Source organism: Streptomyces sp. WMMC940, from assembly GCF_027460265.1.
GTDB lineage: Bacteria > Actinomycetota > Actinomycetes > Streptomycetales > Streptomycetaceae > Streptomyces.
Window position 1 is genome coordinate 2,604,585 of the sequence record NZ_JAPZBC010000001.1, and the last position, 13,243, is coordinate 2,617,827.

At 72.1% G+C, this 13,243-nt stretch carries 8 protein-coding genes; 4 read left to right on the forward strand and 4 right to left on the reverse strand.

The window, feature by feature from the left end; genetic code table 11:
• Window positions 1-280: 280 nt before the first annotated feature.
• Window positions 281-2,131 carry a hypothetical protein gene (locus tag O7595_RS11300; protein ID WP_269728589.1) on the reverse strand — a complete coding sequence of 617 codons (1,851 nt, stop codon included), beginning with the start codon at window positions 2,129-2,131 and terminating at the stop codon, window positions 281-283.
• A 182-nt stretch (window positions 2,132-2,313) separates the two neighbouring features.
• On the opposite strand from O7595_RS11300, the gene O7595_RS11305 reads away from it, so the two are divergent.
• The 3 genes from O7595_RS11305 to O7595_RS11315 are packed head-to-tail and all read left to right on the forward strand — an operon-like array spanning window position 2,314 to window position 5,660.
• Window positions 2,314-2,859 (forward strand): hypothetical protein, encoded by a 546-nt coding sequence (locus tag O7595_RS11305; RefSeq protein WP_269728590.1) that lies wholly within the window; start codon window positions 2,314-2,316, stop codon window positions 2,857-2,859.
• 58 nt (window positions 2,860-2,917) lie between these two features.
• The gene (locus O7595_RS11310; RefSeq protein ID WP_269728591.1) at window positions 2,918-4,459 is read left to right on the forward strand and encodes a hypothetical protein; all 1,542 of its coding nucleotides are present in this window, start codon (window positions 2,918-2,920) and stop codon (window positions 4,457-4,459) included.
• Window positions 4,460-4,502: 43 nt separating this feature from the next.
• Window positions 4,503-5,660 carry a DUF5710 domain-containing protein gene (locus tag O7595_RS11315; protein ID WP_269728592.1) on the forward strand — a complete coding sequence of 386 codons (1,158 nt, stop codon included), beginning with the start codon at window positions 4,503-4,505 and terminating at the stop codon, window positions 5,658-5,660.
• A 92-nt stretch (window positions 5,661-5,752) separates the two neighbouring features.
• On the opposite strand, the gene mobF is transcribed toward O7595_RS11315, so the two are convergent.
• Window positions 5,753-10,813, reverse strand: coding sequence for a MobF family relaxase (gene mobF, locus O7595_RS11320; protein ID WP_269728593.1), 5,061 nt, complete (start codon window positions 10,811-10,813; stop codon window positions 5,753-5,755).
• 257 nt (window positions 10,814-11,070) lie between these two features.
• Between mobF and O7595_RS11325 the strand changes: the two genes are divergently transcribed.
• A complete protein-coding gene (locus tag O7595_RS11325; protein WP_269728594.1) occupies window positions 11,071-11,481 on the forward strand; it encodes a hypothetical protein in 411 nt (136 codons plus the stop codon).
• A gap of 181 nt (window positions 11,482-11,662) precedes the next feature.
• Here O7595_RS11325 and O7595_RS11330 read toward each other — a convergent pair whose 3' ends face one another.
• Entirely contained in the window at window positions 11,663-12,031 is a 369-nt protein-coding gene (locus O7595_RS11330) for a hypothetical protein (protein WP_269728595.1), read from the reverse strand.
• 252 nt (window positions 12,032-12,283) lie between these two features.
• Window positions 12,284-13,150: a GNAT family N-acetyltransferase gene (locus tag O7595_RS11335; RefSeq protein WP_269728596.1), complete on the reverse strand. Its 867-nt coding sequence runs from the start codon at window positions 13,148-13,150 to the stop codon at window positions 12,284-12,286.
• Window positions 13,151-13,243: the final 93 nt, after the last annotated feature.

The following is a 13,243-nucleotide window of genomic DNA, read 5'->3' on the forward strand; positions in this document are numbered from 1 at the left end:
CCTGAGGAGACGCGGTCTTCTTCGGGCCGTGACCGGCCTCGGTCGGCGCGTCGGAGGAAGAGCACCCGGCAATGCCCCCCAGGAGCACCGCCGCGATGAAGGCAGCGGCCGCCCCTCGCCGTCGCGATGAGTCAAAACGCGGATGCACTCAATCCCCCGTCCCCGTCGGCCAGTTGACAGACCAGGAGTCAGAGTAGATGCATTCAGTCACTACATGCACATCTTTTGATAAGTTCGTTGACCGATATCTAGCGTTTCACCCTCCTCTGGCCGATATTGCCTACGGTGATCTGATCTCGGCTCCCGTGGAGTGAACGCGGGAGCGTATAGGGGGCTGCTGGGGCACCGCCCCAACTCGTATCTGCCGACGTCGATTGCGTACGGACCTCGGCAGTTGGCCCACTGCGGCAACACCGACGGCCCCGGCGCCTTCCGAGTCGACTTCGCCGGACGCCCGGAGGGCCCCCCGCGGGAATGAGGCTGCGGAGGTTGCCGCCGAAGGGGTGGGGACGCCGGGGGAAGGACGGCTGGTCGTCGACGTGTGGCCACTCGCGGGGACGGTCAGACTTGCGGCAGCGGTGAGGTCGGGCTCGCGGCCCCAGCGCCGGTTGAACCCTTCACGCAGTGCCTGGGGCGTGATCTCCACGTCCCACTTCTCCGCATGCTCGGCGGCCGTGTCCTCAAGCTGTCCAGCCACGCGGTTCACCGAACTCCACTGGGCGTAGTGGACGTAGGACTGGCCGGTGAGGACATGGGCACGGTTGCGCATCTCCTCGATCACGCGGACTTCCGCGTCCGGCTGCTCAGACAGCTCGTCGGCCTCACGTGTGAGACGGGCGGCCTCCGCACTGGCCTCGAAGCCCCTCCTGAAGAGCTCGTCGGCGTTCGCCCGGGCGTCGGCGGCGCGATCAGCGTACGTCGCCGCAGGCAAGTCGCTCTCGGCGCCACCCAATAGTTCGGCCACGGCCTCGGGAGCAGTGTCGTTCTGGAGGTCGATCCCGTACTGGCTGAAGAGCCTGTCCTGGAGGAACTCGGACATCTGCGTCTTCGCCTGGCCGCCCGGCCATCGGCCCACCTGCTTCCACACGCCCGCCACTTGGGCGGAGGTGGCCTTTCTCCACCACTCGTCGGCCGCCAGCCTGGAGCGCAGGGTCGCAGCCTGGTAGACGTATCGCGGATCCTCCCCTCGCATCTCTGCCTCCACGGCAACGGCCTGGAGAGCAAGCCGCTTCGACGCCTCGTGCAGGTCGTCGTAGCCCTCGGCCCCCTCCCCAAGCAGGCGGGCGGCCTCCTCGTTGCGGTCGAGTTCGGCGCACACGGCGTGGTGGATCTCGTCGAGGCTCCCCTTCTCCTCACCAGAGACGAGTTGCTGCTGCCGGCGGACCTCGGCGTCGACGACCGCTTGCGCACGGTCGCCGATCACCTGCGAGATGGGGGTATTTCCGGGAACGTCCTCGTTGGCGAAGGTCTCGATGCCGATGGTGCCGTCGAGGTCCCGTCCGTTGGCCGCAGCCCATTCCTTGAGCGCGCGGGCCGACGCCGCCTCGACACTTTCACCGGGGACCGTGCGCAGTTCGCCCCGGTGGAGGATCAGCTCCGGGTCGCTCGGGTCGCGAATGACGTACAGGGTAGAGGTTTCGCGCCAGGCCGCCGCATCCTCCCTGGCCGTGGCCGCCTCGGCACGGAGGTCGGGAGCCCCGAGGGCGAGGGCCCTGGACAGGTCGGCGACGTCGAGTTGCACGCCGTCGGGGACCAGGCCGTAACGGCTCTCGAGTTCGTCGCGCATGTGCTCCAGGACCGCGGCCGCCTCCGGATCGGACTGCGCCCACTCCATGGCGGTCTGCCATGCCTGGCCGATGTCCTGGGGGGTCGGGTCCTTCCAGAAGTCCTCGCTCAGGGCGGCGCGCAGCACGGGCTCGGCCCGCTGCCGCTCCTCCCAGATCTTCCGGGCATCCGCCTTGCGCGCCTGCTCGAGTACCTGCTCACGGCGCCTGGCGTATTCCTTGGCCGCGATCTCGGCGACGACCAGCGCGACCCGTACGGCTTCGAGCCACAGGTCGCGGCCTGCGCCGATGATCTGGTCGCTGTTGGCGGCGAGCTCCTGCTGGTCGAATTCCCCCTGGCCGAACACGACGCCCCCTTGGTGTTCTGCGGCGGACCCTGCTGTGGGCGAGTCGGACCACAGCCGTACGTGAAGCCGATCGTCGCACGAACGACTGTCGATCTCTCGCTCTTATGCTCGCACGAACACCGAGAAGCGCGAGGAAACATGACGTGAGATCAGTTCGATTGTGCGACGATCATCATTCGTGTGTGGAGATGCCTCTGGGGGCTGTGATGTCCGAACCGCCTGCTGATTTCCTGCCGGGCCCCGATTCGGTGTGGCCCGATCCCGTGGACCGGCCGATGGAGTTCTCGGCGCCGCACGGTTTCGTCTGGGCGGCGATGGCGCCGGGGGAACGGTACATACGTATGCGCGAGTTGGCCCGGTGGGTCAACTGGCTCGTGACCGCCTTCGAGTTGCAGGGGCAGATTCCCCCATGCTGGTACCGGCATCCGTCGATCCTGGAGCACCTGACGGCCCTTTACGCCTCCTGGGTACGGATCTACTGCCGCACCACGAGCGGCTCCGACCTCGCGGAAGCCGAGTGGATCTCCACCCTGCACGCCTTCGAGCCGTATCTGCGGGCACCGGCCTGCGCGAACGGCACCCATCACGAGACCCCCGCCCCCGCCCCGACCGCCGCCGCGGGCGAAGACCTCGAGGAATTCCTGGCCACGTCCGCTTTCGGCGCCGCCGAGGCCGAGCACCCAGCCGAGGCGGAAGCGGCACGTCAGGCGTCCGACCCCCTGCTGTAGCTGTCCGACCACGTGTGAGCCGCGCTCGCGTGATCCGCGTACCCCGCTGGGAGCGTGAATGGCGAACAAGCCCATAGCATCCGACGAGGACATCGACCGGGCCTTTCAACAGGCCCGCAGTGCCTGGTCGCACATCCGCGCCCGGGGTCTCGTCGTGGGCCTTCAGGGCTTGGACCGAGACCTGGAACGGCTACGGGACGCCTGGTGGCGGGCGGGCGAGCTACCCACCGTCTCCCGCCCCAGAACGACGCGGGAGGACCTGTACACCGCGGTGGCCGGCGCCCTCAAGGCCGTCGACGACCACGCCCCCGAATTCGCGGGGCAGGAGGCGTGGAACGACCTGAGGCAGGTGCGCACGGCCACCAGGGCCGTGCGGAGCACCGCGATGAGCCTGACCGGCGACAGGTTCTGGGCGACCCTGCGCAACGACCTTGACTGGCGGGCCTTCTGGCACCATGTTGAAGCCAACTCCAGTGCTGCTTACGCCCGTTGTGCCGCATCCCTGGCCGATCGTCTCGAAGCGGGGCCGAGCTCGCCGCGAACGGAATCGGCGGTAGCGGCGCTCAGAGACCTACGGAACGCGGCCTCCGAGTACAGCGCCCGGCTGCGCGAAACCGCACCCCAACAGGCACTGGCCCCCGAGGCCGGGGCCGAGCGGATCAACGCCGACCTGGCCCGTATGCATCACCCCTACGCTGGCTACGGCCCGCGGGAGGGAGCGGCCGAGTCGCGGGAGGATCTACGCAGGATCAACCGGGAAGTGACCCAGTCGTCCACGGCGATCGCGAACCGGTTCAACGAATGGCTGCTCACCGACAGCGGCAAACGGGCCTTTCGCTCCCACGCCTCCACCAAGGCGTTGTCCGACGCCCGCAAGCAGCTTCCTCCCCTGGGGCGGCTCGGCTCCGGAGACGACATGGGGCGGGACGCCGATCAGTACCGGCTGGCCGCCCGGCTCTACGGACGATTCGCGAACATGGCCGCCGCCGAGGCCGCCAGACGCTCGGTCACGGATCCGCCTCGGGACGTCGCACTGCTGGAGGCGGTGGCCAAGGACGCGCAGGAGCACGCACGGCGGCTGGCTCGCACCCTGCCGCCGGGCAACGACCCGTCCGCACGCGCCTATCCGCTGCAGAGCGAGGCGCTGGAATCCGGTGAGGACGTCGTCGCGGCCTTCCGTTCCTGGCGTACGACCGACATGGCGCAGAAACTGCTGCGGCACGGCGCCGATGACCGGATCCGTGCCTTCGGCGAGGCCTGGCGCGCCCTGTATCCGGCACGGAGTCACTCTGCGCCCTTCGATCCGCAGGCCGATGCCGTGGCGTTCGCGGCAGCGGCCAGAGCCGCGCGGCACATCGCGTGGTCCGCGGAGAAGAGCAGGAGATATTCGTACCAGGCCTCCGACATAGCCGGGCTGCGCCGGGTCGCCGACGCGGCGGACAAGCACGCGAGCCGACTCGCGGCGACGCCGAAGCCCCGTTCGGCGACACCGGCTCGGAACCGCTTGGCAACCCTCGGTCCGTCGGCGGCCGTCGGCTCCCCTGCTCCGGTACGCCCCGGCGTGGCCGGCCCCCGTGCCGGGGACGTCGGCCTGGGGTGAGCGACGCCTCCCGGCCCTACCCTGTACCGGTGGAGGGGTGAGGATGGAGCGCGTCTGGCTCGACGTCCCGTTCGCGGAGAAGGACGAGGCGAAGGCTCATGGGGCCCGGTGGGACACAAGGGCGAAACGTTGGTACTCGCCCCGGCCGGGAGTGCCGGGGCTGAGGCGGTGGGCCGCACTTCCCGAGGTCCCCGACCTGCTTCCCGGCGAGGACCGGTCCTTCGGGTCCGGACTCTTCGTGGACCTGGTTCCGCGGTCGTGCTGGTTCACCCATGTCCGCAGCTGTGTGAGTCCCCGCGACTGGGAGCGACTGCGCCGGATGATCAGCTGCCGGGCGGATCAGCGCTGCGAGGTATGCGGGCGGAGCGAGCACCGGGAGGCAGGGCGCTGGCTGGAGGCCCACGAGCGGTGGGAGTACGACACCGCCGCGGGCGTGCAGCGGCTGCGCCGACTGGTGTGCCTGTGCACGGACTGCCACGCCACGACTCACTTCGGTCTCGCGGAGGTGCGAGGCCGTCGGGAGGAGGCGCTGGCCCACCTGCGCGCGGTGACACGGATGTCGCGGCGACAGGCGGAGGCCCACGTCCGCGACGCCTTCGCCGTATGGCGCGCGCGCTCGGCACTGACCTGGACCCTGGACCTGGACATCCTCACAGGCGCCGGGGTGGAGGTGGTCCGGCCCCAGCCGGCGGAGGAACGGCAACGCATCGCATGGCGGACGGCCGAGCAGGAACGCCGTACGACGGCAAGCTCGGGCGGCACGCCACCGATCCCCTCACCCGCGGCGGCTCCGCTCCCCGCCCCCGCGGAGGTCACCGACGCGGAACTGACCGAGGCCCTGCGGCAGGTGCTCGGCCGACCCGCGACAGGAGGCGGAACGCAGTGGATCACTGTGCCTCGCCGACCGTGGTTCTGCCACCTGTGCGACAGCGATGTCCGCCCGCCGGAGATCGCGCTCGCCTCCGTACGGGAACTGCCGGACGGGGCAAGGGAGATCGTGGCCGCACCGTGCGAGTGGGCCCACGTCGTGGCCGAAGCGGAGCTGCCCGCCGCCCATCACCGGGCGGTGATGGCCGCCGCGGCGGACACGCTGTCCGCCCCGGGCACTGCCGCTTCCTGGGACGCGGACCGGGGTGGTCTGCGGGTGATCAGGGGGCGCCTGGCAGATCAGCGACAGGAGCGCCGTCGGCCCCTGTGGTGAGCCCGTCCCCTATATATAGGCGCCTCCCCCTCTCACCGCAGAAGCCGAACACCGGCCCCCTCACCGCAGGAGCCGAAGACCGGCTCCTCGTGTCATCGGCCCTGTCCCGGCCCCTCCCTACGGGGAGCGGACGGCCGCAGCGGCGCGACGCCCTGCTCGGCCCCCGGCACGTACCCCCGGGCCGCGCGCTGCCGCTCCTGCCGCTCGGCGGCGCGGCGCTCGTCGGGCAGGGCCGCCCGCACACTCATCCCCCCGCGCAGAGCGGCGGCCTCGTCACGCAGTTCCCGCGAGCGGGCCCGCATGGACCTCGCATCGCGCTCGGCCGCGGCCGAGCTGCGGACGGCACTGTCGCGGGCGGCCGCCAGAGCCGCGGGAAGGGTGCCCCCGGCCCTCTCCCACTCGTCCAGCGTCCGCTGGTGACCGCCAGGGGCACCGGCAGTGATCGCCGCTTCGTCACGCTGCCGCTCGGCCAGCGCGATCTCGGCCTGGAGCTGCGCGGCCCTCCGGCCCAGCTGTTCCAACGTCCCTTCCAGCTCACGCCGTTCACCGCCCCTGACCACCGGCACCCCGAGCCGGGTGGCGGTGAGCCGAGCCGCGATCTCCTCGCGCCGGGAGGCGTTGCCGGCCATCTCGCGTACGGCCTCCTCCCCTCGCTCCTGCGCCGCACGCAGCCGGTGAATCGCCGCCGCCTGATCCGCCAGCGCCCGCACCGACCGCTCGATACGACCGCCGGGAGCCGCCGCGGAACTGAGCTCGGCCGCGCGTTCCTGAAGCGAGGAGGCGCTGGAGTCCGCGGCGCGCGCGGCGTCCAGCGCACGCCGGTGCGCGTCGCGCAGCTGCCGGTCCGACAGCCGTCCGTGCGGCCGCAGATACCACGCGGCGATCTCGGCCGCCTCCGGTGCCTGCCGCGCCTGAGGCTCCCCATCCGCCGTACCCCGCAGGGCCCGGCGTGCCAGCTCGCGGCGGGCCTCGCCGCCGCGCCGCTCCCGCTCCCGGTCGGCCAGCGCCTGAGGTGCCAGTGCCACCAGCACCTGGCGTGCCTCGTCGGCCGACCGCCCTTCCCGCAGGGCCTCCGCCTCGGCCTCGTCCGCCCGCCGCACCAGCTGCCGCAACCGCGCGAGCTGCTCCGGCTCCTGGGCCACCTGGCGCAGTACCTCCGCCCGGTTGCGGGCATCGCGCGCCACCTGCTCGGCCGCGTCGCGAGCCTGCTCGGCCCGCTGCAGTTCGGCCAGCGCGTCCCCGACCCGGCGCGCCCGGTCGGCGGCGCTCCGGCCCGCGTGGTCGGCCCGGCCGAGCGCCTGCTCGTCCAGTACGGCCACCCGCTCACGGGGGCCGGATCCCGTACGCCATGCCGCGATCGCCGTATGGGCCTGGTCGTAGTCGGAGGCCGATACGGGGTCCGCCGGACGCTCCCCGAGCGCGACCGTCTCGTGGCCGAAGTCCCACAGCTCCCGGTAGGCGGACACGGCGGCAGCGGCGTCGTCCCACAGCGGGCGCGCGGGGTCGTCGGCGGCTGGCCGCACCCCGAGCACGTCGAGCCAGGCGGGACCCTCGGCGGCCAGTTCGGCGGCGCGCACGGCCGGGTCGGGCAGATCCTGGGCGGCCCGCCACAGGGCCCGCAGACGCGCCCCATCGCCGCCCGCCGCGGGCGCGGGCCCGGTCGGCTCCGCACCTTCGTGGCGGGCGAGATCGCGGTAGAGGGCAGCCGCCGTGATCTGATGCCGCCAGGCCGCCGCAGCATCGGCCTCACCTGGCTCGGGGCCGTAGAACGCCGCCCAGCCCTCACCGGTCTCAGCGTCCAGCACGGCCGACTCCGCCAGCTCCACGGCCCGCGACTGTGCCGCCTCGGCCAGCTCCCGCGCGGCCGCCAGGGTCTCCCGGTCGTCGCGTGGATCCGTCTCGGGAACCACCAGACCGAGCGCGGCCAGGACGTCGTCGCCCCGCACCTGGGGCATCGCGACGAGCTCGGGCGCGGTCGCCGGCCGGGGCGCGTCGTCCGCGCGCCGGAACTCCTCCGGCCGGCCCTCGTCCTCGTCGACCGCACGGGCGTTACGGGCATGCACCACGGCCGCGATGTCACGGACCGGGACGCCGTTCTCGTCGAGGAAACCGCGCGCGTTCCACGTCGCCCGGAGCAGCCGGTCGGTGTCGAAACCGGCGTCGGCCAGACGGCCGAGCTGGATGCGCAGCGCGGGCCACGCGGGAGCGCCCGTGAGCTGCTCGGCGGCGTCCTGCCCGAGGACCGCGGCCACCGCGTGGCGCGCCCGGTCGTCCGCGATCTGGTCCAGGACGTAGGTGAGGCGGCTGGTGTGCGTCCGCACCGAGCGGGCCTCTTCGCGCATCCGGCGGGCCACGACGGTGGCCGAGTGCCGGCTGCCGTCACGGCGCAGGACCGACTGCCACACCTGACGGGCGGTGAGCTCGGCCCCCGGCTCCCCGGTCTCCGGGTCGGCGTCCTGCGAGGTGACGAGATAGGCGTGGTTGGTGTAGCGGCCACGGGTCAGTGCCGGGTAGGCGCCGCTGCGGTCCAGCGAGGCGTCGAACAGGGCGTGTCCCGCGTCCACGGTGACGCCCTGGGCGCGGTCCTTGGTGATGGCGTAACCGAGTTCGGCGCCCGCGCCCACGTAGTCGGCGGGGAGCGTGATCAGGCGCCCGGTCCTTGCGTGCCGGGCCGTGACGGCACCGTCCTCCTCGACGGCCTCGACCGTCCAAGTGTCGCCGTTACGGACCCACTGGCGCCCGTCGTGCGTCCGCAGCCGCCGGTCGTTCGCCCGGGTGACCACACGGTCACCGGCCCCCGCCCGGTTGCCGTCCGACAGCGCGGCCTCGACGGCCGTGTCGACCTCGCCGCGCGCGATCAGATCGTCCCGGGCGCGGGCGTTGAGCTGCGCCACCAGACCGTTGCTGGACGCGATCATGATGGCGCTGAGCCCGTCGTCACGGTCCTTGCGCCACGCCTCGTACAGGGCGTCGATCATGTGCGAGGCGCCGCCGTGCACCATGCGCCCGCGCTGCGCGTAAGCGTCGAAGGAGGCGTCCGCCTCACCCCGGGACACGGCGGCGGCGGCCTCGACCTCCCACCGGCGGATCGTCTTGTCCGCGTCCCGGAAGCGCCGCACCTCGGTCAGGTACTGAGCCCCGGCGTCGGCCTTCACGAGCTCCAGCGCACCGCCCACCCCCGGCGAACCGAGCTGGCGCGGGTCACCCACCAGCAGCAGCCGCCCACCGGCACTCTCCACCTGCCGGGACAGCGCCAGCAGGTCCGGAGTGGACGCCTGCCCCGCCTCGTCGACGATGACGATCTGCCCCGGAGCCAGCGACCAGTGGGGCCCGCCCTGCCGCTCGCTCATGAACCGCCAGCGGGCGATGTTCTCCGCCCGGATACCGGCCTCCTCGGCCAGGTTGTCGGCCTGCACCTGACCACCCGCCAGGCCCAGCACCGGCAGCCCGTGCGCCTCCGCCGCCTCCCGCACCAGCCGCATGATCGTCGTCTTGCCGGTACCGGCCGGACCGATGACAGCGCTGATCCGCACATCGGACCCGAGCAGATTCCGTACGACGCAACGCTGCTCCTCGCTGGGCGCGAACCCGCGCTCGGCGTCGGCCGCCGCGAGCGCCTCGTCGACCTCCCGCGCACTCAGCACCCGCACCGGGGCGGGGCGCGTGGCCCCCTCCACCAGCTCCTGCTCGGCGGCCAGCAGCGCGTGCGACGTGAACAGCCGCCCGGTCACCACCGGCTCGAACAACGACGTGCCGTCGGCCCGCTGGAACCGCTCCGGCAACGCCACCGTGTCCGGCGCGTCCAGGCGCACGCACCGGCGCGGATCGAGGACCGCGTCGGTCACCCGCCGCACCGCGGAATCGAAGGACGCGTCGTCCAGCCGCACATGCCAGCCGCTCGCCACCAGCTGCCGGTAGACCTCGGCCGCGGCGTTGGAACGCGTCCAATGGGCGCGCTGCGACTCCAGCACCTCGAGCGCCCGGTCCGCCACATCACTCAACCGCACATCGGCGTCGGCCGCGTCGAGCACGGCCTGCCGCGAGGCCTCACGCGAGTGCTGGATCCACTTGTCCGGACGCCGCTTGCCCTGCTGCCGGGCACGCCGTCGCCACGCCCGCCGCTCCTGCTCCACCGTCGTCGCACGCTTGTCCGGACGCGCGGTCAAAGCCGCCGACTGGGCGAGCTTGTACGACTCCGCACGGGACGGCTCGCGCCCCTCCCGCGCCATGAAGTCACGCGTCAGCGACGCCAGCGCGCCCTCCGTGCTGCGACGCCGCTGGGAGAAATAACCCACCATCTCCGCGTCCACACCGAGGAACTCCCGCACCGGCCGCCGCGACGGGCGGACGGTGTTCTGCCGGGCCTCGGCAAGGACACCGAACTCGGCGGCCATGCCCCGCTCCACCTCGGCCGTGTACTGCTCGGAGAACTCCACGGCGAGGGCGTGCAACGGCCGCGCGTCCAGCGCCAGCCACCGCCCGTCCTCGGTGCGCACCTTGGCGCTGACGGCGAGGTGCCGGTGGAAGTCGGGGTCACCCGCGCGCGAGCTGCGGTGCGTGAAGGAAGCGCCGATGAGGCCCTTCCCGGGCACCTGGACCTGGGCGGCGGCGGTGGGGCCGACACGCGTCCAGCACGCCTCCTTCTCGATACGGTCGAAGACCTTCTCGAACGCCTCCCGCTCCACCTTCTCCAGCCGCCGGCGCTGCTCGTTGTCGGCGGTGGCCCACAGGATCGAGAAGCTCTTCACCGGGGAGAACACCATCTCCCAACCGGCCCGGGCGGTCCTGTTCCCCTCCCGGTCCGCCTTCGCCCTGAGCTGCTGACGACGCGCCTCGCTCGCCTCCGGCTCGCTCTGCAGATACTGCGCGTACAGATCATCGGCGGGCGTGTACCGCGGCCAAGCCCGCCCCATCTTCTGCCCGCTGATCGGGTCGACGGCGTCCTTGAACACCGCGTCGGCCGCCTCCCGGCTCACCCGGCCGGTGAGCCCCATCGCCTCCGCCTGAGCCCCCAGCCACTCCCCCGGGGTGTCACCGCCGTGCGCCCAATGGGCCGCCAGATCCTTCACACCGGCCTTCATGTCGTCACCGGCGACGGTGGACAGGAGGTAGTCGATGCCGGACCCGGAGGACAGCGGGTGCAGCGTGATCACCGGCAACACCTCGCGCTCGCACGCGACTTGGCGCCGCGTGAGGTGAGAGGGATAACCGATGCTGCCATGACTACAGTTCACCCGATGGACTGACGAATAGCAAGAGGTGTGATCAACTTTTCGAGCCTCCGGTTCTCCTTTTTCCGCGCAGGGCGCGGGAGTTGCACCGAAGACGGAAATGCCAACGCCTCAACCACCGCTGCGGAGACGGCGGTTGCGGTTGTGACACCGGCCCGAGATCGGCGATCATGGGCCGCATGACCTCACGACACAACGAACGCCTCATGGCCCGCCGCCAGGCCCTGCGCGAACAGCACAAGCGGGAACTGGAGGAGGCCAAGCGCCGCCAAGCCGCCCAACTCGCCGTCATCACCGACTTCGACCAGCGCATAGCCCGCCTGGAAGCAGCCGAACTGGACGTGGCCAAGGCCGTGGCCAAGGCAGTGGACGTCTTCGGCGGCAGAAAGGAAGCGGCCGAAGCCCTGGGGCTCACGGCGGCGCAGGTACGCGACTACATGAGCCGCTCGGCGGATGACGACGCCGACCAGGACGCCGAACACGACTCTGGCCGCGACGCCAACCCCGACGAGACGGCCCGGACCGAAGCTCCCGAGGCCCACCCCCAGCCGGCGGAGAACGAGCCCTCCTCGCTCCCCGCCGGCTACTGACGGACGCCTGGCTTGCTGCTCACCACCAGGCGAACTCGCGCAGAAGGTTCGCCTCGATGCGCATCCAGCCGCCCGCACGTGGCGCGCGCCTGCGAGAACGTGTCATGGTCCCTCCTCGGCTCCCGACGGACACCGCACGTGCGGCGGGGGGCGGCTGCTCGCCGCCCCCCGCCGCGGACCGTCAGCCTTCGATGCCCAGACCGGCGAGGACGTCGGTCTTCGGCACCGGCTTGGCCTTGCGGAGGATCTCCATCGTGGAGATCTCCAGGGCCGCCTGGAAGAACCCGCCGTTGTTGGACTTCGTGGCGGGGAGGAGCCGGTGGGAGACCACCTGGACGAAGTCGCGCTCGCCGACGGAGCTCTTCAGCTGGTCCATCAGCTTCCGGTCGAAGGTGGTGCAGCGGACCTCGAAGGTGGACTCGCGGACGATCTCACCGTCCAGCCAGCGGTGGGGTACCTCGATGGTGACCGAGACGACCTTGTCGCTCTTGGTGAAGACCTCCTTCACGTGGCCGCGCGCCTCGAAGTTGGCGAACGTCAGCAGCTGCATGTCATGCCTCCTGATCGGCCGGGAGGGTGGTCGCTGTTGCGGCCTCGGGGCTCTGTGGTCCCCTTCCCGGTGATCGGCCGTAAGCGCCGCGTCGGGCCGGGGGGTCAACCGAGCGCGTTTTTTGCTCGGTTGACCCCCCGGTTCGGCGTGGCGCAGGCTCAGGCACCGGGAAGGGGGCGCAGAGCCCCCGCACCGTCGGCGGCGACCCTCCCGGCCCCTCAGGAGGAACGCCGAAGAAGCTGTCTCGCCAGCTCACGCGTGCGGCGGCCGCGTGAACGAGTGCAGCCGGTCGACCTCGACGAACCCCACCGAGTCGTACAGTGCGTTGGCGGCCGTACGGTCCCGCTCGTCACCCGGCGGCGCATCGTCGTCGACGTACAGGATGGCCTCGGTCGCGCCGAGGTCACCGAGCAGGGCCAGCGCCGACCCCAGGAGCCCGCGCCCCAGCCCGCTCCGGCGGCTGCCCGGATCAACGTGCAGCCACCACACCACGCCGACCCCCGCCACCGGCTCCCCCACCTCCGCCTCGGCGATCACCCGCACACCCGCGTACACGCGCAGGACCCGCAGGCCGCCGCGCTTCCTGCGCACCCGCACACGGGGTGCCCGGCCCGCCTCCCGTCCGGGAAGCGGGGCTCGCATGTAGCGCCACAGGTCCGCCCCCGTAAACCCGGCGGCCTCCAGGGCGGCCCGGGTGGCCGGGCGGTGCCCCACCGGGAGCCCCTCCAGCCCTCGCGTCAGCGCGGAGGCGAACTGGAAGGCCTGCCAGGACCTCGCGCTCAGACCGCCCAGCGCGTGGGCCACGAGCGCGTCGGCTACCGCCCGGTCCTCCCGGCAGTGCAGCCACAGGATGTATCCCGTCTCGTCGCCGGGATTGAGCGCGTACGAGACCACGCCCACGACGACACCCCTGCGGTCGGCCGCCACCCAGGTGCGCGGCGGTTCCAGCCGCTCCCACCAGCCGGCGTCGACCGGGGAGCGCCCCGCCAGCGCCTCGGCCAGCATCGTCCCGGACACACCGGGCTGACCCGGCAGACGGTCGGCGTCGATGAGTTCCCGCACGGCCTCCTCGTCCGTGGCGGCGTACACGCGCATCACCAAGTCCGGCTGCGCAGCCATCGCGTACTCCCTTCGTGGAAAGTCGATTCTCCTCGTCACGTACTGGCCCGGCGCGGACGAGGTCGTCCGCCTCGCCCGCGCCGGTGCTCCGCC

Coding starts and splice junctions, on each gene's coding strand:
- O7595_RS11310 (WP_269728591.1), top strand. CDS start 2,918: ATGGCGAACAAGCCCATAGCATCCGACGAGGACATCGACCGGGCCTTT.
- O7595_RS11315 (WP_269728592.1), top strand. CDS start 4,503: ATGGAGCGCGTCTGGCTCGACGTCCCGTTCGCGGAGAAGGACGAGGCG.
- O7595_RS11325 (WP_269728594.1), top strand. CDS start 11,071: ATGACCTCACGACACAACGAACGCCTCATGGCCCGCCGCCAGGCCCTG.
- O7595_RS11330 (WP_269728595.1), bottom strand. CDS start 12,031: ATGCAGCTGCTGACGTTCGCCAACTTCGAGGCGCGCGGCCACGTGAAG.
- O7595_RS11335 (WP_269728596.1), bottom strand. CDS start 13,150: ATGGCTGCGCAGCCGGACTTGGTGATGCGCGTGTACGCCGCCACGGAC.